This window comes from Tabrizicola sp. TH137, assembly GCF_002855575.1.
Classification (GTDB): Bacteria; Pseudomonadota; Alphaproteobacteria; order Rhodobacterales; family Rhodobacteraceae; genus Paragemmobacter.
Genome location: NZ_PKRQ01000007.1, coordinates 127,228 through 146,924, shown reverse-complemented (window position 1 = coordinate 146,924; position 19,697 = coordinate 127,228). Strand labels below are relative to the sequence as shown.

17 protein-coding genes are annotated in these 19,697 nt (G+C 69.6%); 10 read left to right on the top strand and 7 right to left on the bottom strand.

Translation table 11 applies throughout. From position 1 onward, the window contains the following. Window positions 1-11 precede the first annotated feature (11 nt). Entirely contained in the window at window positions 12-1,037 is a 1,026-nt protein-coding gene (locus C0V75_RS19235) for a hypothetical protein (protein WP_101922598.1), read from the top strand. Between the two features lie 109 nt (window positions 1,038-1,146). Next, window positions 1,147-1,773: a hypothetical protein gene (locus tag C0V75_RS19230; RefSeq protein ID WP_101922686.1), complete on the top strand. Its 627-nt coding sequence runs from the start codon at window positions 1,147-1,149 to the stop codon at window positions 1,771-1,773. Here the strand turns inward: C0V75_RS19230 and C0V75_RS19225 are convergent. From C0V75_RS19225 to C0V75_RS19210, 4 genes are read right to left on the bottom strand one after another with little or no spacing between them, the layout of a single operon-like run. Further along, window positions 1,770-2,549 carry a heme ABC transporter ATP-binding protein gene (locus C0V75_RS19225; protein ID WP_101922597.1) on the bottom strand — a complete coding sequence of 260 codons (780 nt, stop codon included), beginning with the start codon at window positions 2,547-2,549 and terminating at the stop codon, window positions 1,770-1,772. The genes C0V75_RS19230 and C0V75_RS19225 overlap by 4 nt on opposite strands. A 3-nt stretch (window positions 2,550-2,552) precedes the next feature. Then, window positions 2,553-3,611, bottom strand: a complete 1,059-nt coding sequence (locus C0V75_RS19220) for an iron ABC transporter permease (RefSeq protein WP_101922596.1) — start codon at window positions 3,609-3,611, stop codon at window positions 2,553-2,555. A gap of 3 nt (window positions 3,612-3,614) precedes the next feature. Then, the gene (locus C0V75_RS19215) at window positions 3,615-4,451 is read right to left on the bottom strand and encodes a hemin ABC transporter substrate-binding protein (RefSeq protein ID WP_101922595.1); all 837 of its coding nucleotides are present in this window, start codon (window positions 4,449-4,451) and stop codon (window positions 3,615-3,617) included. Then, a complete protein-coding gene (locus tag C0V75_RS19210) occupies window positions 4,448-5,500 on the bottom strand; it encodes a hemin-degrading factor (RefSeq protein ID WP_101922594.1) in 1,053 nt (350 codons plus the stop codon). The genes C0V75_RS19215 and C0V75_RS19210 overlap by 4 nt, the downstream gene beginning before the upstream one ends. 237 nt (window positions 5,501-5,737) lie before the next feature. Between C0V75_RS19210 and C0V75_RS19205 the strand changes: the two genes are divergently transcribed. From C0V75_RS19205 to C0V75_RS19170, 8 genes are all read left to right on the top strand, one after another. Then, complete coding sequence (locus tag C0V75_RS19205; protein ID WP_101922593.1) at window positions 5,738-7,837, top strand: TonB-dependent receptor domain-containing protein; 2,100 nt, start codon at window positions 5,738-5,740, stop codon at window positions 7,835-7,837. Next, window positions 7,837-8,604 (top strand): tonB-system energizer ExbB, encoded by a 768-nt coding sequence (gene exbB, locus C0V75_RS19200; RefSeq protein ID WP_101922592.1) that lies wholly within the window; start codon window positions 7,837-7,839, stop codon window positions 8,602-8,604. Before C0V75_RS19205 ends, exbB begins: the two co-directional genes overlap by 1 nt. Beyond that, the gene (gene exbD, locus C0V75_RS19195) at window positions 8,601-9,023 is read left to right on the top strand and encodes a TonB system transport protein ExbD (protein ID WP_216821482.1); all 423 of its coding nucleotides are present in this window, start codon (window positions 8,601-8,603) and stop codon (window positions 9,021-9,023) included. The genes exbB and exbD overlap by 4 nt, the downstream gene beginning before the upstream one ends. Beyond that, complete coding sequence (locus tag C0V75_RS23080; protein ID WP_101922591.1) at window positions 9,020-9,898, top strand: energy transducer TonB; 879 nt, start codon at window positions 9,020-9,022, stop codon at window positions 9,896-9,898. The genes exbD and C0V75_RS23080 overlap by 4 nt, the downstream gene beginning before the upstream one ends. A gap of 97 nt (window positions 9,899-9,995) precedes the next feature. Next, on the top strand, window positions 9,996-11,471 hold the full coding sequence (locus C0V75_RS19185) for a DUF6212 domain-containing protein (protein WP_101922590.1): 1,476 nt from the start codon (window positions 9,996-9,998) through the stop codon (window positions 11,469-11,471). An 8-nt stretch (window positions 11,472-11,479) separates the two neighbouring features. Next, window positions 11,480-14,134, top strand: a complete 2,655-nt coding sequence (locus C0V75_RS19180; protein ID WP_101922589.1) for a glycosyltransferase — start codon at window positions 11,480-11,482, stop codon at window positions 14,132-14,134. A gap of 13 nt (window positions 14,135-14,147) precedes the next feature. Continuing rightward, on the top strand, window positions 14,148-15,308 hold the full coding sequence (locus C0V75_RS19175) for a polysaccharide pyruvyl transferase family protein (protein WP_101922588.1): 1,161 nt from the start codon (window positions 14,148-14,150) through the stop codon (window positions 15,306-15,308). A 25-nt stretch (window positions 15,309-15,333) separates the two neighbouring features. Then, complete coding sequence (locus tag C0V75_RS19170; RefSeq protein ID WP_101922587.1) at window positions 15,334-16,038, top strand: sulfotransferase; 705 nt, start codon at window positions 15,334-15,336, stop codon at window positions 16,036-16,038. On the opposite strand, the gene C0V75_RS19165 is transcribed toward C0V75_RS19170, so the two are convergent. From C0V75_RS19165 to C0V75_RS19155, 3 genes are read right to left on the bottom strand one after another with little or no spacing between them, the layout of a single operon-like run. After that, window positions 15,935-16,924 carry a glycosyltransferase family 2 protein gene (locus tag C0V75_RS19165; RefSeq protein ID WP_101922586.1) on the bottom strand — a complete coding sequence of 330 codons (990 nt, stop codon included), beginning with the start codon at window positions 16,922-16,924 and terminating at the stop codon, window positions 15,935-15,937. The genes C0V75_RS19170 and C0V75_RS19165 overlap by 104 nt on opposite strands. Further along, window positions 16,921-18,498: a glycosyltransferase gene (locus tag C0V75_RS19160; RefSeq protein ID WP_101922585.1), complete on the bottom strand. Its 1,578-nt coding sequence runs from the start codon at window positions 18,496-18,498 to the stop codon at window positions 16,921-16,923. Before C0V75_RS19160 ends, C0V75_RS19165 begins: the two co-directional genes overlap by 4 nt. Next, window positions 18,495-19,679, bottom strand: a complete 1,185-nt coding sequence (locus C0V75_RS19155) for a polysaccharide biosynthesis/export family protein (protein WP_158241889.1) — start codon at window positions 19,677-19,679, stop codon at window positions 18,495-18,497. The genes C0V75_RS19160 and C0V75_RS19155 overlap by 4 nt, the downstream gene beginning before the upstream one ends. Between the last annotated feature and the right edge of the window lie 18 nt (window positions 19,680-19,697).

The following is a 19,697-nucleotide window of genomic DNA, read 5'->3' as shown; positions in this document are numbered from 1 at the left end:
GGAGTGATCCGATGAAGACCCTGATTGTCACGCTGTGCCTTTCGCTACTGCCTGCTGCCCTCTCCGCCGAAGAGGCGGGCCCCGTGGCGGGGGTGCAGGAAGGCAGGATCCCCGCGCCGCATCACGGGCGGGATATGGAATTTGCCGTCTGGTATCCGGCGGTGGATGGCAGCGCGGTTGCGCCCTTTGCCGGGAACCCCGTCTTCCGACCCGTGACGGTGGCCCCGGAGGCGGAGGTGGCGGCGGGGCGCTATCCTCTGGTCCTGCTGTCGCATGGGCTTGGGGGGCATTACCGGTCGCTTGCATGGCTGGCGGTGGCGCTGGCCGCGCGGGGGGCGGTGGTGGTGGGGGTGAACCATCCGGAAAGCACGGTCTTCGATTTCGACATGCAGGCGGGCTTGCGGCATTGGACGCGGGCGGAGGATCTGCGGCTGGCGCTGGATCACGTGCTGGCCGATCCGGTTCTGGGGCCGATGATTGACGAGGCGCGGATCGCGGCGGCGGGGTTTTCCTACGGGGGCTGGACGGCGCTGAGCCTGGGTGGGGTACGGGGGAACCTTGCCGGATACCGGGCGCATTGCGCGACAGCGCCGACGGGGCATTGCCGGGACATCGCGGCGCGGGGGGGCGATCTGGGGCTGCTGGATGCGGCGCTTTGGGATGGTGAGTGGTCTGACGCGCGGGTGGATGCGGTGGTGGCGATTGATCCGGGACTGACCTGGGGGCTGGATGCTGCGGATGTGGCGGGGCTGACGGTGCCGACCCTGCTGATCCAGTTGGGGGCGGGTGCGGATCGGTTGGACAGCACTGACATCTCGGCCGGGGGAAGCGGGTTTGCCGCCCTGGTGCCGCAGGCGCGGCTGGTGGAGGTGGTGCCGGCCTATCACTTTTCGGTCCTGCCGCTCTGCACCGAAAAGGGGGCGGTGATCCTGGAGGAGGAGGGGGACGATCCGGTCTGCACCGATCCCGACGGGGCCGATCGCGGGGCGATCCATGAGGCGGTGATCGCGGCGGTGGCGGGGCATCTGGGGCTGTGAGCCGGGGAAGGGCTTGCGTCCTGCCTGCGGCAGGGGCAGGCCCTTTGCGCGGTTGAGGTGCGTGCGGGAAGGCGGTAAGGCGCGCGGGTCGGGGTCGCTGGGGGCGGGGATGGAACCGGATCAGGTGCGGGCGTTGTTCACGCGGGCGGATGGGCAGTATCTTTGCGCCCGCTGGGGGCGGCCCATCGTGCCGGTGGTCTTTGGCGTGGAGGAGGCGACGCTTTCGGTGGTGAAGGGCGCGCTGGAGGCGGTGGTGGCGTTGGCCGGGCACCGGATGGCCGAGACGGACCCGGAGCTTGGCGCTAACCTGATGATCTTCTTCTTCCGCGACTGGGCGGAATTGCCTGAGGTGCCGAACCTTGACCGGCTGGTGCCGGGGCTGGCCGAGCTTTGCGCCAGGCTGGAGGCGGCGGAGGCGAACCAGTATCGCATCTTCCGCTTTGACCCGGAGGGGGCGATCCGGGCGGCCTTTGTTTTTGTGCGGATGGATGCCCATCTGGCGGCGGTGCCGGTGGAGACGCTGGCCCTGAGCCAGGCGGTGCAGGTGATCGTGCTGTGGTCGGATCGGGCCTTTGCGGACCGGTCGCCGCTCGTGGTGGCGGAGGGCGGCGCGGTGATGCTGCGGCCCGAGATCGCGGGGGTGATCCGGGCGGTCTATGACCCGGTGCTGCCGGGTGTGGCGCAGGATGCGGCCCATGCGCTGCGACTGGCGGCGCGGATGGGGCGGCTGGTCTAGCCGCCCGCCATCTGTGGCAGGAGCCAGGGGCCACTGGCGGGGCTGCGGCAGGTGCGGATGGGGCAGCGATAGGCTTCGGACAGGAGCGCGTCGGTGAGGACTTCGGCGGGGGGGCCTGCGGCGAGGCAGCGGCCTTGCGCGAGGAGGACCACCCTGTCGGCCACCATCGCGGTGAGATTGAGGTCGTGCAGGACGGCGAGGACGCCGCCGCCTTCGGTGGCGAAGCGGCGGGCGCGGCGCATGACGAGGAGCTGATGGGCGATGTCGAGGCTGCTGACGGGTTCGTCGAGGAAGAGCCAGACGGGGCCTTGCGGTGTGGTCGCGCGGCGGGCCTGGGCGAGGATGCGGGCGAAATGGACGCGCTGCGCTTCGCCCCCGGAGAGGGCGTGATAGGGACGCTCGGCCATGCCGGGGAGATCGACCTCGGTCAGGAGACGGTCGATCAGGGCAGGGTCGGCGGGGCCGGGGCTGGCCTCGACCCCGAGACAGATGAGTTCGGCCACGGTGAAGGGGAAGGCGACCTCGGTCGTCTGGGTGAGGACGGCGCGGCGGGCGGCCAGCGCGCGCGGCGGGAGGGTGGCGAGATCGTCGCCGTTCAGGTGGATGCTGCCGCTGTCGGGGCGCAGGTCGCCGGTCAGGGCGGCGAGAAGCGTGGATTTGCCTGCGCCGTTGGGGCCGATGAGAGCGGTCACTTCGCCGGGCCGGGCGGTGAGGGTGATGTCGGTGAGGACCGGGCGGCGGTTGCGGGTGAGGGTCAGGTTGCGGGCGTCGAGCATGGGTCAGATCCCGGCAAGGCCGCGGCGGCGCAGGAGGATCCAGAGGAAGATCGGCGCGCCGAGCGTGGCGGTGACGATGCCGATGGGAAGTTCGGCAGGGGCGGTGAGGGTGCGGGCGATCATGTCGGCCGCGACGAGGAGGGTGCCGCCGAGAAGGGCGGCATGGGGCAGGAGCGTGCGGTGATCCGGCCCGCAGGCCAGCCGCAGGAGATGCGGCACGACGATGCCGATGAAGCCGATGCCGCCTGCGATGGCGGTGGCCGCGCCCGCCGCGGCGGCGGTGGCGAGGATGGTCAGGCGCTTGGTGCGTTCGACGGCGATGCCCATATGGGCGGCCTGCGCCTCGCCCAAGGCGAGGCCGTTGAGCGCGCGGGCGAGGAGGGGGGCGAGGAGGACGACAGGCAGGATCAGCGGCAGGGCGGTGGCGATCCTGGCCCAGCTTGCCCCGGCGAGGGAGCCCATGGACCAGAAGGTAAGGTCGCGCAACTGCTGGTCATCGGCGAGGAAGGTGAGGATGCCGGTGGCCGCCCCGGCCAGAGCGCCGAGCGCGATCCCGGCAAGGAGGAGGGTGGCGACGGAGGTCCGGCCGCCGGACATGGCGGCGCGGGCGAGGATGAGGGTGGCGATCCAGCCGCCAAGAAAGGCGGCGAAGGGAACGAGCTGCCCCCCGATCAGCGCGGCGAGGGCGGGCGGCAGGAGACCGCCCAGCACGATGGCGAGGACGGCCCCCAGCCCGGCGCCCGCCCCCACGCCGACGATGCCGGGATCGGCCAGCGGGTTGCGGAAAAGGCCCTGCATCAGCGCGCCCGCCACGGCGAGCGCGGCGCCGACCATCAGTCCCATGGCCAGGCGGGGCAGGCGAATGTCGTGCAGGATGAGGGATTCGGCCGGGGTCAGCGCGTCGATGCCGGACAGGGCCGCGAGCAGGCGGGCGGGCGGCAGGCCCGCCGCCCCGGTGCCGAGCGACAGGAGCGACACGCCCGCCGCGAGGGCTAGCAGGACCAGCGTGATGTGGCGCGGCTTTGGACGGCTGCCTTCGTCGGGGAGGGGGAGGGCGACCATGGTTCAGCCCGTGGTGGGGTAGAGGAGGGCGTGAAGCTCTGCCGCTGCCTGCGGGGTGCGGGGGCCGAAGCCGAGGAGCAGGAGGCCGTCCATCCGCAGGATCGCGCCTGACTTTGCGGCCGGGGTCTGCGAGAGGGCGGGATGAGAGAGCACGTCGTCATTGGCGATGGCCAGGTCGCCTTCGCGATCCATCATCAGGATGACGTCGGGCGCGGCGGCGATGACCGCCTCATCCGTGATCTGCTTGTAGCCGTCGAAGCCCGTGGCGGCATTGATGCCCCCCGCCAGGGCGATGATGCTTTCGGCCGAGGAGCCTTCGCCCCCCGCCATGATGCGCCCGCCCTGAAGCGAGAGGACGAAGAGCACGCGTTTCGGGGACTGCACCGTTGCGGCGCGGGCCTTTGCTTCGGCCAGGCCTGCGGCGGTGCGGGCGGCGAGGGCCTTGCCTTCCTCGGGCAGGTCGAGGGCGCGGGCCACGACGTTGATTTTGGCGATGAGGCCTTCGGGCGTGGTGTCCTGACCGGTGGAGATGAAGGGGATGCCTGCGGCCTGAAGGATGTCGAGCGCCTCGGGCGGGCCTGCGCCATCTTCGGACAGGATCAGGTCGGGATTGAGGGCCAGCACGCCTTCGGGCGAGAGGGCGCGGAAATAGCCGACATCGGGAAGGGAGGTGACCTCGGGCGGGAAGGTGGAGGTGGTGTCGCGGGCGATGAGCCGGTCCTGTGCGCCCAGGGCCACGGCGATTTCGGTGACAGAGCCACCGAGGGTGAGCACCCGTTGCGCCGGGTCCGCGAGGGCCGGAGTGGCGAGAAGGGCGAGGAGGGGAAGAAGGCGGATCATGCCGTCACCTCTTCCAGCGCGGGGAGGGAGGCGGTGAAGGCGTTCCAGGCGGTCGGCGCGGCGTCCTTGCGGTAGCCGAAGATCTGAAGGATCAGGCTGCCCCTCGCATCGAAGGCCTCAAGGCTGATCGCGGCGCCGGTGCGGGTGGGTTTCCAGATGCGCCAGACTTCGGCGATGTGGTCGGTGCGGAGATGGAGGTTGAAGCGCGGGTCCATCACGTTGATCCACGGGCCCATCGGGACGACTTTGGCGATGGGGCCGCCGTGGATCTGGATGCAGCCCTGATTGCCGACGAAGACCATCAGGGGGATGCCGCCTTCGGCGGCGGCGTGCAGGGCCCGGGTGATGCCGTCCTGCGCCACGCGGACGGCGCGGCTTTCCCCGGCAAGGCGATAGGCGCCGAGGCGGTTCATCTTGAGCCGGCGGGTGAGGGTGTTGAACTGGTGCGTGTCGGTCATCGCGTCCCATTCGCGGCGCAGGTCATCGGCGCGGGCGGGGTTGCCCTTGGGGCCTTCGGGCGGGGTGCGGGGGATGAGGTGGAGCGTCTGGTCCTGCTGGTTCTGCCCGAGGGCCGCGACAAGGCGGTCGAAGGCGGCGGCATCGGATTCGGGTTTCAGATGCACCTTGTGGACCGCATCGCCTGCGGCGTCGAAGATTTGCAGGCTGCGTTTCGGGCCGTCTTCGCCCTGTTCGATCACGGCGAAGGCATGGACCCAATAGGCGGGGAAGATGCGCAGGTCGATTTCCGGGTCGAGGACCATCGCGGCATGGGGGCCGGAGCGGTAATCGGAATAGACCCCGCGGCGTTCGTGGACGCAGGAGTCGTTGCGGGTGAGCGCCATCACATCGCCGAGGTCGCGGATCAGGGGAAAGAGCCGGTCTGGCGTCGCGTCGATGACGGTGACGCCATGGCCGACATGGGCGGCGACGAGATCTGCCTCGGTCAGGCCCTGCGCATGGGCGAAGTCGCGGGCGCGGGCCTTGGGGTTTGCGGCGCGCAGGGCGCGGATGTCGGACGGGGTGAGGGAAGGGGTTTGGCCGAGGGCCATGACGGATGCTCCGGGTCTTGAGGCGGGGGCGCGTCTGGCGGGCCGGGGCCGAGGCCGGGGCAAGGGGCTGGTGCGCGTCGGTCAGGTATCGGGGATACTTGACAGTTATGGTCAGCTTTTCTAGAAGCCATTTCCTGACAGATCAAGTCGGAATTTTCCGGCCTGCCGCCAGCCACGCGACCCTTTCCGGATTTCGCCCGGCCAGCCCTGCAAAAACAACATCTAATGGGGTGATCCATGGCGATCCGTTCGCGCGCCTTCCGGGCGCAACTTCTGTGTTCCGTTCCGTTGATTCTGATCTGTGCCGGTCCCGTGGCCGCGCAGGAGAGCGACGGGTTCTTCCAGATGCTGGGCCGCATCATCCTTGGCGCCGGGACGGCGAAGGTGGCGATCGAGACGCCGCAGGCGGTGACGACGATCGAGGAAGCGGAACTGGAGCGGGACCAGCCTGCCACGCTTTCGGACCTGTTCAAGTCGGTGCCGGGGGTGCAGGGGGCGGGGGCCTCGGCCCGAGTGCTGGGACAGGCCTTCAACATCCGGGGGATCGGCAACAGCGAGCAGACGGCCTCGGAGGCGCGGATCATCGTCACGGTGGATGGTGCGCCGAAATTCTATGAGAGCTACCGGATGGGATCGTTCTTCGGCGATCTGGACCTTTACAAGCGGGTGGAGGTGCTGCGGGGACCGGCCTCTTCGACGCTTTACGGATCGGGGGCCATCGGCGGGGCGGTGAATTTCACCACCAAGGATGCGAGCGACTATCTGGAAGAGGGCGAGACCCAGGCCTTCCGCTTTTCCAGCGGATACGAGTCGAATGGCGAGGGGGTGAAGCTGGGCGTGCTGTCGGCGACGCGGGTGGGGAATGCAGAGTTCCTTGCGGCGCTGAACACCACCTCGTCGAATGACAAGGCGGATGGATCGGGGACACGGCTGGCGGGGACGGCCTATGAGGGCTGGTCGGGCCTTCTGAAGGGGAAGTGGTCCTTCGGGGCGGAGGGGGAGCAGAGCCTGACCTTCTCGGTCTCGCGGACGGACAGCGATCTGGACGATACGCCGGTGGCGCAGACGGGGGGCGCGACGGTGACCTCCTTCGGGCTGCATGACCTGCATTCGGTGGATGACACGATCACCCTGACCTGGCGGAACGAATTCCGGGACAACCCGCTTCTCGATCTGACGGTGCAGGCATCCTATACGGATACCTCGGTGGAGAAGAGCGACTATTCGCTGGGTGCGCTGTGTTCGGTGGGCACGTTCCAGGTGCTGTGCGACAGTTCCTACGGCTATGCCACCACGACCCTGAAGGTGGAGAACATCGCCGATCTGAGCGCGGGCGGCTGGGAGAATTACCTGACCTTCGGGGTGCAGGTGATGGAGCAAGAGCGGACGGCGACCTCGTCCCTTGGGGCGCTGGGCTTTCATCCGGGTGGCACGGACAGCCGCATCGGGGCCTATGTGCAGGGCGAGTTCACCTTTGCGGAACGGTTGACGATCATTCCCGGCGTGCGGGTCGATTTCGGCGAGCAGGTGCCGAATGCGGCCTCGGCTGCGGCGGGGGGGACGGCGCAGGAGGATACGGCCGTGTCGCCGAAGATCGCCGCGATGTACGAGATCAACGACAGTTTCGCGCTGTTCGGGTCAGTGGCGCGGACGGAGCGGATGCCGACGCTGGACGAGCTGTATTCCACGCAGGCGGCGGGGGCCTTGCCCGCGCGGACGGTGAGCCTTGGTCTGGAAAAGGAGACGGCCGACACGGTGGAACTGGGCTTCACCTTCCAGCGTGGCAACATCCTGTCGGAGGGTGACAGCTTCCAGATGAAGGTGACAGCCTTCCACAACGACGTGACCAACATGATCGCGGTGACGCCGCGCGTGGCGGGGGGGCCGTCGGTTCCCTACTTCTCGAACATTGCTGCGGCAGAGCTTTGGGGCGGCGAGATCGAGGCGGCCTATGACGCCGAGCGCTGGTTCGCGCAACTGGCCTATGCCCATGTGCGGACGAAGGACGAGACGACGGGGCTGACGCTGGCCGATACGCCTGCGGAGAATGTGGTGCTGACGCTGGGCGCGAAGCTGCCGGAGCAGGCGCTGACGCTGGGGTGGCGGGCGAGCTATTTCGACGACATCACCACATCGTCGGCGACGACGAGCGGGACGTCCTATGACACGCATGACCTGTTCCTGACCTGGGCCCCGGAAGAGGGTGCGCTGGCCGGGCTGGAAGTGAACCTGTCGGTGGAGAACATCTTCGACGAGACCTATCGCAACAACCTGGCGCTGGACAATGCGGTGGGGCGGAATGCGAAGCTGTCGATCGCGAAGCGGATCGCCTTCTGATGCGGCGGGTGCTGGCTTTCCTGCCGGTCCTGCCGGGGACCGCGCTGGCGCAGGAGGGGGGGGCGACCAGCCCCGCCCTGACCCCCCTTCATGCGCCCGTTCCCGTTGTGGAGATGCTTCAGGCCGCACATTGGGTGGTGCAGGTTGTGAGCCTGCTGCTGGGGCTGGGGCTGTTCGCCGTGGTGACGGTACTGGTCTTCAAGCTGGGGGAATTGTGGCTGGCGGGGCATCGGCTGCGGCTGAGCCTGGCCGCCGTGGCGCGGGCCGGGACGCTGGCCGAGGCGGGGATGATCCTGCGCGGGCGGCGCTGTCCGGGGGCGGCGATGGCCGAGGCGGCGGTGGAGGAGGTGGCGCTGATGCCGCCGGGACCATCGGCCGCCGTGTCGGCGGGGGTGAAGGAGCGCGTCCGGGCGCGGCTGGAGCGGGTGGCCGGGCGGGCCACGGCGCGGCTGCGCCGGGGGACCGGCGTTCTGGCCACAGTGGCGGCGACGGCGCCCTTCATCGGGCTGTTCGGGACGGTCTGGGGGATCATGTCGTCCTTCCTTGCGATCAGCGCGGAGGGGACGACGAACCTTGCCGTGGTCGCGCCGGGGATTGCCGAGGCGCTGCTGGTGACGGGCTTTGGTCTGGTCGCGGCGATTCCGGCGGTGATTGTCTATAACGCCGTGCAGCGGCGGGTGGCCGCCCTGCGGCAGGGGATGGCCGATATGGCGGTGGTCATCGAGGTGCTGCTGTCGCGCGATCTGGACCGGAGGGCGGGGGCGTGAGCGGGGGGCTGCCGCGCGAGGGGGAGGAGGATGAGGTGGCGGCGGAGATCAACGTCACCCCCTTTATCGACGTGATGTTGGTCTTGCTGATCGTCTTCATGGTGGCGGCGCCGCTTTCGACTGTGGATGTGCCGGTAACCCTGCCCACGAGTTCGGCCGCGCCGCAGGACCGGCCGGAAGAGCCGATCTGGATGACGGTGACGGCGGAGGGCGTCTGGTCGGTGGGCGAGACGGAGGTCGCGCCCGAGGGGCTGGCGCCCGCGCTGGAGGCGGCGAGCGGCGGGGACCGAAGCCGGGCGGTGCTGATCCGGGGAGATGCGGCGCTGCCTTACGGGCAGATGATGGAAGTGCTGGATGCGCTGCGGGCTGCGGGCTTTCTGAAGGTGGCGCTGGTCGGGACGGAGGAGGCGGGGGGATGAGCGGGGCGCGCGATCTGGCAGGATGGCTGGGCGCGGCGGCGGTGACGGCGGGGCTGTTCGCCGGGGCGGCGGCGGCGGCGCTGCGGGGGCCTCTGGCGCCTGCCGGAGACGGGGCGGTGGAGGCGGTGGCGCTGGATCTGTCGGTGGGGGTGGTGGCGATGGCGGCGGTGCTGCCCTCGACGCCGCCTACCGTGGTGGCGGAGGCGCCGCGCATGGCCGAGGCGGAGGTCGCGCCGGAGGTGCCGCTGGCCGATCCGGTGCCGCAGGTGGCACCTGTGGCGATGCCGCGCCCCGATCTTGCGCCGCCGGAGATGACGCTGCCGGAGATGACGCTGCCGGAGGCCGAGGCCCCGCCGATCCTGCCTGCGGCCCCGCCGCCCCCGCCCGAAGTGGCAGAGCCGACAAGGGAGCTGGCGGTCAGTCCGAGGCCGCAGCCGCGGCCGGAGCGAGCGCGGCGCAGCCCGGAGACGCCTGCCGAGACGGCAGAGGCGCCGCGCCGGGAGCCCGCCCCGGAGAAGCAGACAGCCGAGGCGGAGGCGGCCCCGGCGGCGGCGCAGGCGGCGGGGGCGACGCAGGCGGTGCGGCCCGCCGAGGTGCGGCGCGCGGCGGGCGGGCAGTCGGCGGCGCACTATGGCGATGTGGTGATGCGCCAGATTGCGAAACTGCGGCGGCAGAAGGCCCCGGAGCGGGGCAAGGTGACGGTGGGGTTCGAGATCGGGGCGGATGGCGGGCTGCGGCGGGTTGCGGTCGTGGCCTCTTCGGGATCGGTGGCCCTGGATCAGGTGGCGGTGGACCATATCCGCCGCGCCGCGCCGTTTCCGCCGCCTCCGGAGGGGGCTGCGACACGTTTTGCCTTTGAATTCGTTGGAAGATAAGGCGCGCAGGCGGCAGTGACGGCGCCCCGGTTGACGGCGTCTTCCTGTGTTCCTATTGTGCCTGTCGTTGGGTCGTGACCCGTCATCCTGTGTGTAAGTGGTGGAATTCGTGTCGGTGGAGATGACCGAGCCCGCAAGGGCGCGCGACCGGAATGCGGGGCAGGCTGTCCCATCTTCCCTGATCCTTGTGGCCGATGCCGATCTGGAGGCGGCGCGAAAGCTTGCGCTTCCCGTGGCGCTTTGCGTTGGCGGGGCGGAGGGCTTTGTTCTGGAGGGGCGGGGCGTTCCGGCCGATCTGGTGCATGGCGCGGCGCTGGGCGTGCTTGTCCTGTCGCGGGCCGGGGCGGCGGCGGTGGAGGCGATGGCGGCGGGGTGGCTGGCGCGGTTCGGCGTTTCCCTGCCCGACCGGCTGGACCTGAGCGAGGAACGTGCCGGGGCGCGGCGCGAGGCGGCGCTGTCCTGGATCGCGGACGTGCTTTTGGCACAGCGGCAGGGCGCGGCGCGGCGGGCGGTGGCCCTGATGCGCGACATGGCCGCCTTGCGGCGGGAGCATGAGGCGATGCAGGCGGCCTTTGCCCGGCTGGAGGCCCATGCGTTTCACCATCGCCTGTCGGAGCGCAAGTTGCTGATGGCCTTGGCCCCGGTCGAGGGAAGTCCGGTGGCCGAACTGCCGAGCGGGGCAGAGATGGTGCAGCGGCTGCCGGGGGGGAGCGTGGGCCTGTCCGATCTGGCGGTGCGGATCGCGGAAGTGCCGCAGCCGCGGCAGGGGGTGCTGACCTGCCGGCTGGAAAGCCCCGATCTGGGCCGGGAACTGGCGGAATGGACCTTGCCCGCGGCGCAACTTTCTTCGGGCTGGCTGAGGCTGTCGCTGGTGCGGGGGCTGGAGGAAGATCCGGTCGGGTTGCAGCTTCGGCTTGGCTGGAGCGGGGCGGTTCCGCTGCGGCTGGCCACGGCGATGGCGCATCCCGACCCGCGGTTCCGGCCGCAGACCGGTGGCGGGACGCCGGTGGGGCGGCATGTGCTGGCGATGGAGATCTGGCACTATCTGCCGGGCGTGCGCGCACCGGCTTCGGCCACGGGGCGATTGCCAGATGGCGAGATGGAGGCGGGTCCCGGAATGCGGCGGCTGGAGGCGCGCGATCTGCTGCGGGCGATCAATCTGGACACGCTGGCGCGGGACATGACGCCGGTGCAGGGCGGCGGTGCGCTGTTGGTGCATGTGATGCCCGAGCAGGTGGCCTGTGCAATTCTGCCGCTGCCTCTGGCGGGGCCGCGTCAGGTTTCGGTTGACGTCATGACGCGGAACGCCAAGGGGCCGGTGGTGGAGTATGCGATTGCGGTGCTGCCTGCCGCGATGCGGCCGAAGCGGCCCGGCGCGCTGCCGGATTTTCCCGAGGAGGCCCATTCGGGCTGGGTGCGGATGAAGCCGATGCGGGCCGGGCAGGTGACGCTGATCCTGCCCGATCTGCCTGCGGCGGAGCATGACCTCTATCTGATGACGCGGCTGCCGCCCGGTGCGACGAGCAATGCTTATGGCTGGAGCGGGTTCTCGTCGGTGGTGCTGCATGTCTGAGGCGCGATATGCGGGATGATCTGGCGGAAGGGGAGCGCGCCCTGACGGGCGCGATGCATCTGCCGGTGCGGGCGGTCGCCGTGATCATTCCGGTGTTCCGGCATTCCGTCCTGCTGCCGGAGGCGATCGAGAGCGCGCTGGCGCAGGAGGGTGACTTTGCGCTGCATGTCGTGATCGTCAATGACGGGTGTCCGCATCAGGAGACGGAGGCGGTCTGCCGGGCCTATGCCGAGGCCTGGCCGGAGCGTATCCGCTATCTGCGCAAGCCGAATGGCGGGTTGAGCGATGCGCGCAACCACGGCATCCGGCATGTGCTGGCGGAGGCGCCGGAGGTGGATGCGATCTACATGATGGATGCGGACAACCGGCTGCGGCCCGGCGCGCTGGCGCGGGCGGTGGCGGAACTGGACGACCATCCCGAGGCGGACTGGATCTATCCCAATATCGACATGTTCGGCCTGACCTTCGCCGGGGATTATGGCGGCGACTATTCGCTTTTGCTGCACAGCCAGATGAACCTGTGCGAAGCGGGCAGCCTGATCCGGCGGCGGGTCTTTGCGGCGGGCATCCTGTTCGATGTCAGCTTCAGGCACGGTTTCGAGGATTGGGAGTTCTTCCTTCAGGCGGGCGGGGCCGGGTTCCGGGGCCGGAATCTGGAGAATTTCGGCTTTCTCTACCGCAAGCGCGGGGAAAGCATGCTGGCCGAGTCCGAACGGGATGCGGCGGTCATCCGGGGCGAGATCGAGCGGAAGCACCGGGCCCTGTATCGGCCGAGGCGGCTGGTCGATCTGGAGCAGGTGGAGGCGCCCCGCTATGCCGTGGTGCTGAGCGACCGGGACGAGGTTCTGGTCATGCTGGACCCGGCGCAGGGGCCGGTGGAGCGGCTGACCCTGGCGGAGTTCGAGGCGCTGTGGTGGCGCGGGCAGACCGGGAGCAGCCGCTATCACGTGCCGCCCTTCCTGGTGGTGACCCGCAGTGCGGTGCTGGCGGCGCTGACGGCGGCGGGGATGGTGCATTTCGCGCTGTGGCTCCTGGAGCGGCGGACGGCGGATCATCTTTTTGCCGGGCTTGCGCTGGAGCGCGGCAAGGCCGACCGGTTGGGCTGGTCGGAGGAGGCGGTGCAGGGGCGGATGCGGTTTCAGGCCGAGATGGTGATGCTGCGGCCCGCCTTGCTGGGCGAATTGTTCCGCGACCGGTCGGACGATTGGGTGTCCGGGCTGGCGGCGGCGGTCTGTTCGGTGCCGGCGGGCGTGGTGCGGCTGCGCCTGCCGCCGTCGCTGGTGCCGCCGGTGACGGGCGGGTTTCTGACGCGGTTGCGTCAGTTCCTGCCCGAGGCGGCGCGCGTGGCGCCCTGGTCGGTGGCGCAGGACATGGTGGCGCTGGCCCGCCGGATGCAAGGGTCGGTCTATCGCGCGGCGGCGGACAAGGTCTGGGAATGGCGCAATCCGGATGTCGTCTGGCGGACCCGCAGCCATGAGGTGGCGCGGGTGCCGACCGGGGGCAAGGCGGCCTTTCCGCGGGCGGGAGACGGGCGGTTCCATGTCGGCTTCCTGCTGCCGCTGGTGGAGTTCGGCGGCGTGGAGCGGGTTGCGCTGAATGTCGCGGCGGCGCTGAAGGCGGCGGGGCTGGTGCCGCATCTCTTCGTTCTGGAGGCGCGGGAGATCCAGCTTGGCCCGGAATGGCGGGATGCCTTCGAAAGCGTGACCTTCTTCTGCGACCCGGCCTTTGCGACCTGGGGCGGGGGCCAGACGCTTTATGACGGGACGGTGCTGTCGGACTGGGCGCGCTGGGGCGATCACGGCGATGCGCTGGCGATGCTGGCCTGGCTGGATGCCGTGCTGAACTTCCATGGCGGGGCGATTTCCGGGGTGATGGGCAAGCTGCGCCGCTTTGGTGTGAAGACCGGGCTGTCGCTGCATCTGAACGATCTGAGTCCGTTTTCCCGGCCCGTGGGGAATGTCTATCTCGGGCTTGCCTATGAACATGCCTATGACCTGTTCCTGCCCTGTTCCGAGCAGCTTGCCGGGTGGTGCCACGCGATGGGGGTGCCGGAGGAAAAGATCGTGCCGGTGTTGAATGCACCGAGCTTTGCCCTGCCGGAGGGCGTTCTGCGCAAGCCACGGCCCGAGGGTGCGCCGCTGCGGGTGATCTATCTGGGCAGGCTGGACGGGCAGAAGGGTGTGGACCGGCTGGTGGCCACGCTGCGCCACGCGCGGATGGCGGGCCTGCCCTTGCGCTGGCGGTTGATCGGGAAGGCGGTGCTGGATGGCGGCGGCGCGCTGCCCGAGGACATTGCCGCGATGGTGGAGCCGCCGATCCAGAACCCCGGGGCGCTGGCCGAGGCGCTGGCCGAGGCGGATGTGTTCTTTCTGCCGTCCTATTTCGAGGGGCTGCCGCTGACGGTGCTGGAGGCGATGCGGTCGGGCGTGGTGCCGGTGGCGACGGATGTGGGCGCAGTGGCGGAAGTGCTGCGCGACGGCGAGAACGGCGTGCTGCTGGGCGGCGAGGATATCCCCGGCCAGGCGGTGGAGGCGCTGCGGCGGCTGGCGGAGGACCCGGCGCTGCTGGCGCGGCTTTCGGCACAGGCGCAGGCCGACATGGCCGGGCGGGACTGGAATTGGGCGGTGGCGGCGCTGCTGGCGCGGCTGCGGCCCGGGACGTGACAGGAACAGGTGGATGACGGTGGACAGCAAGCCAAGGCCCGACAAGGCGAAAGCGGTGGAGACAGGCGTGACGGCGCTTGTGCATTTCAACCATTCCACGGAGCGCGACCTGACAACCTGGCCGGATATGCGCAGTTCCGCCTGGAAACCGAATTACGGGGACATGCTCGTCTGTGTCGCGATCCTGCGGCAACTGGCGCTGAAGCGCACGTTGCGGGTGGGGTTCGGCTATGCGCCGAAGGGCGTGGCGCAGCGGGCAATCGTCCGGGGATCGACCTATCTGCACAAGAGGTTTGACTTCGCGGCGGCGAACCTGACGCTGGATGCGCTGGACATGCCGATGGCGATTGTGGGGCTGGGGGCGCAGAACCCCGAGGCGGATGTGACCTTTCTGGATGACCACCCCCCGGCGCGCGATTTCATCGCGCGGCTGAACGAGAAATCGGTCAGCATTTCCGTGCGTGGGGAGTTTACCGCGGCGGTGGTGGAACGGCTGGGGGGGCGCAACATCCGGGTGACGGGCTGCCCGTCGCTGTTTTACCGGCAGACCTGCCCCGAGGTCGTGGTGCCGGAGACGCTGTTGCGGCCGGAGCGGGCCATCGGCGTGTCGCTGCATTCCGGGCTGACGCGCAACATCTTTTGCCGCGATCCCGTTGCCGCGTTGCGAAGCCATGGCGCGGCGGTGCGCTGGGGGCTGGAGAATGCGCTGATCCTGTCGCTGTTCGAGCAGGGGGTGATGCTGGAATATGATGCGGCCGACCGGTCCCTGCCCTTGGCGGAGCGGCGGGTCGCGGCGGAAAAGGTGCTGGAGCGGATCGGGCTGACGGGGCAGGTCGCGCCGGAGCGGTTCATGGCGCATCTGGTGAGCGTGAAGAGCATCGAGGAATGGCTGGCCAAGGCGCGCGATCTGGATGCGGTGATCGGCTTCCGGTTCCACGGCAATATGGTGGCGCTGTTGCAGGGGCGGCCCTGCCAGTACCTGACCTATGACTCGCGGCTGGAGGAGTTTTGCAGGCTTTACGGCCTGCCCTGGCGGGATGTGCGGCAGGACTGGGCCGATCCGGTGCGGGTGATCGCAGATCACGACTGGGGCGCCACGAACCGGCGGTTTGCGGAGCTTCTGGCGGAACTGCGGGCCTTCTATGCCGAGAACGGTTTCGAGCTGACGTTCTGACCGGCGCGACAGGCGGGAGGGCGAGATGCGGATGAGGCTTTGGCCGCGGAAAGCGGGCCTGCTGCGCGCCTATCCCGATCTGCGCGGCACGCTGTTCATCGTGACCTATGGGCGCAGCGGATCGACCTTGCTTCAGAACCTGTTGATGACGATACCGGGCTGCACCATACGGGGCGAGAACTTGAACCTTCTGGAAGGCCTGTGGCGGGCCGAACGGCGGGCGGTGGAGGTGCGGCAGGGTTTTGCCCATCTGGGGCGGCATCCGACGCAGCCCTGGTTCGGGGTGGAGCATATCCGGCCCGAGGCCTTTGGTGCCGCGCTGGTAGAGGCTTTCGTTGCGCAAGTGCTGGCCCCGCCGCCGGATGCGCGCTGGTTCGGGTTCAAGGAAATCCGCTATTCCCAGGTGGGGGACGATCTGGAGGCCTATCTGGATTTCATCCGCGCGCGGTTTCCGAATGCTCATTTCATATTCAACACGCGCCGGGGTGAGGCGGTGGCGGCATCGCGCTGGTGGCGCAAGCGGAAGACGGCGGATGTCTTGGCCATGGTGGCGGCCATGGATGCGCGCTTTGCCCGCTATGCCGCGGCGCATCCCGACTGCTGTTTCGAGACGCGCTACGAGGCCTTTACCGCCGAGCCGGAGGTGTTGCGTCCGCTGTTCGAGCGGTTGGGGGAGCGCTTCGACCCGGCGGCGATCCGGGCGGTTCTGGAGCGGCGGCTGACGCATTGAGGGGGCGGGGCCTGGGGTTGAAGACCAGTGCGGCGAGAAGGCTGCGCCAGATCGGCCAGCGCAGGCGGAACGGCACCTTGCCTGCGTGAAGCTGGCGGCGGACGTGATCGGCGAAGAGGAGGTAGCTGACCCAGCCTTCCCGATGCAGGTGGAACGAGGCTTCGTTGCGGGCGCCGAAGCGGAATTTCCACAGGTCATCCGGCGTGACGCGGCCGAAATTGACCCCGCGATTCACGGTGATGTCGTGGCGGATCACGCTGGCCGGGACATAGAGGCCGGGATGGCTTGTCGAGAGGCGGCGGGTGTATTCGGCATCGTCGAACCAGATGAAATACTCGGCCAGCGGCAGGCCGTGCCGTTCCACTGCCCAGCGGGGGATGAGGACCGAGACGAAGGAGCAGGAATCGACCAGCGCCACGCCGTCGGTCGCGGTGAGGAAGCGGGGCCAGTCCCAGACGGGGCGGGGGGTGTTCATCTCGCAATGGCTGCCATCCGTCCAGATCACGCGGGAACAGGCAAAGGCGGGGCGGCGGTCGAGGCGTGACTCGAAGTCCTGAAGGGCGGTGAGGAGGCGGTCTATCGCATCGGGCTGCGGGAAGGCATCGTCATCGGACAGCCAGAGATGGCTTGCGCCGAGAGCGCAGGCCTGGCGGATGCCTTCGGCAAAGCCGCCCGCACCGCCGAGATTGCGGTCGAGCCGCAGCAGGCGGAGCGTCGGATCGGTGGCGCTGCGGGCCTTGAGGCGGGCGGGCGTGTCATCGGTCGAGGCGTTGTCGATGACGAGGGTCAGGTCGGGGCGACGGGTCTGACGGGCAAGCGCGTCGAGAACCCCGATCACCTGCGCGGCGCGGTTGCGGGTGACGATGACGGCAACGAGGCAGGTCATGCGCCTTGCCCCGCAGCCTGACGGTAGAGGGGGGAAAGCACCTCCTCCGCCGTCGGGTCGGTGATGAGGTCCTGCCAGCGGGCCTGAACCGCGCGGCGGGTGTCTTCGAGGAAGGCGGGGTCGTGGAAGAGCCGGTCGATCCGGCGCAGGCCCTGGCGCAGGCAGGCCAGCGGTGCGGCGGGCAGCAGAAGGGCGGGTGGCAGGAGTTCGGATTGCCCGCCTACATCGGTGGCGAGGGGCAGGCAGCCGTGGCGCAGCGCTTCGATCCCCACGAGGGCGAGGCCTTCATTGGCGGAGGGAAGGAGGAGGATGTCGCTGCGTTCCAGAAGTTCGGGAACATCGGCATCGGGGGGCAGGAGGCGGATGCGGTCGGCGAGCGCGTGGCGGCGGATGAGGTCTTCGACCAGGGGGCGATAGGCCCCATGGCCGAGGATCGTCGCCTCGACGTCGATGCCCTTGCGGAGGAAGCGGCGGATCAGGGCGCGGATCAGGGAAAACAGGAGCAGCGGCCGTTTCTGGTGGCTGAGGCGCCCGACGAAGGCAAGGCGCAGGCGGCGGGTTTCGGGGCGCAGGTTGGGCGGGACGAGCCGATGGGGTGCCGTGCGGCGGTCGAACATGCGGCCGAGGAGAAGGCGGTCTTCCACGGGGAAACGGCGGTGGAAATAGGCGGCGAGGTCGGTGCTGATGACGTGGTGATGGTCGATGAAACGGGTCCAGACGCCCGAGATGCGGGGATAGCCGCCATCGGCATGTTCCACGATATGCGTGCTGTCGATCACCGTCAGGCCCGGATGATCGGTCCGCAGGCGGGGGAGGCAGTCGTAGAGCGGGTGGCAATGGTGGATGTGGAGGAGGCGGATGTTCTCGGCCTCGATCAGACTGGTGACGAAATCGGGCCAGAGATTGCGCGGAAGGTAGCGGTCGGTCCGCAGGAAGAGGATGCCGGGATCGCCTGCGATCTGCGGGGCCAGGGATTGCGGCGCGGGGACGGAGGCGAGGAGGATGACGCGCAGGCCGGCGGCGCGTGCCCAGCGGATGCAGTCGAAGGCGAGGCGTTCGGCCCCGCCCACCTCGAGCCAGTGCATCCCGATCAGGATGGCGGGGGGGCGGTGGGGGATGGTGGCTTGCGGGGCAGGCTGGGCGAGGGGCGGCGGGACCGGGCGGGTGCCGTGGCGGCGATGGGCGCGGAGGGCTGACCAGCGGTCCAGCAGATGGCGGGGCAGTTCCGGCAGGACCGGATGCAGCGCGATCAGGCCGCGCAGGAGCGGGCCGGGCAGGAGCGGGCGTTCCGGCGTCGGCTGGGTGGCGAGGCGCTGGGGCGGCGGCAGGCCGATGTCGATCCGCAGGCCGGGTGTGGTGCCGGGCAGGCGGATGCGGGCGATGCCGGGGGGCGGATCGGGGTCCTCTGTCGGGGCGGGGGTGATGCGGGGATCACCCCACCATCCCGCCGCCTCGGACAGGCAGAGGTCTATTGCCGCCTCGGGCCAGAGGCGGCGATAGATCGCGCCGATGGCCCGGACTTCGGCCCGGAGGTCGTCTTCGGTCCAGCCTGGCGGGAGGCGGTGGATCGTCATTCCGAAACGGATTGGGCCGTGTTGACGACATCGGCCCCGAGATCGAAGAGGGACAGAAGCTTGCCCAGCGAGATGGTCGCGGCATTGGTCACGAGCAGCGCGTCGCCATCGGTGAGAAGGAAACGCTGGGCGCGGAACTGGGTTTCGGGGCGGGACATGTCGAAGCGATAGACCGTCGGGATGCCTTTCTCGGTGACGGGATAGGTGTCGAGATGCGGAATGCCCGCGCCGGAGAGGCGGCGCGGCATTTCATGCCGGAAGAGGAAGAGACCGGCGGGATTGGCGCGGTCATCGCTGGCACCGCCCGCGGCGGCGATGGCTTCGAGCAGGGAGTAGCGGGGGGTTTCGATCCGGTAGGTGCCGGGCTGGCCCACCGCGCCTGTGAGCGTGTAGCGGGGCGGTTCATGGGCGAGGACAACCAGATCGTCGCGCTGGAGCGGGATGTCGTTTTCCGGCTGGAGCAGGATTTCGCTGAGCCGGGCGCGGGCCTGGCGGTTGTTGCGCAGGATGGTGACGGTGGTTTCATGGGCCGGATGGTCGCTGCCGCCGACGGTGGCGATGGCGGCGGAGAGGCGGTCGCCGCTGAGCGAAAGCTCGAACGGGCCGGGGGAGCCGACGGTGCCGGTGATGACGGCCCGGTTGCCGCGCGACATGGCGATCCGCACGAGGGCCTGCGGTTCGATGGCCTTGCCCTGGAGGTTTTCCACGATCAGGGCTTCGATCTGGGAGGGTGTGCGACCGGCGACCTCGATCTCTCCGACATAAGGAAGGGCGATGCGGCCGTTGCGCCCGACGGTGACGTCCTGGAAATCGGTCCCGCCTGCGCCGCCATTGCTTGTGGCGAAAAGGCCGCCGGCGCCGGCTTCGAGGATGCGGATGTTGAGGACATCGCCGATCCCCACGGAATCGGAGGGCGCGGCGCTGGGGTCCAGTGCGAGGCCCGAGACGGAGGCGACCGGCGGCTCGCCAAGCTTGCGGGTTACGGCGTCATCGACGTCGATCAGGAGGAAGGCCCGATCCTCGGCACTTTGCAGGACGGCGGCGGTGGTGGGGCCCTGTTGCGGCAGGCCGCAGGCCGAGAGCGCGGCAAGGCTGCCCAGAAGGAGGCTGCGGCGGGTGAGGCGGGCAGCGACCGGCGCGGCGCGGCGGGATGGATTGCGCGGCACGGTGCAGGCGGGCATGGTGGGAGCCTTGGCTGT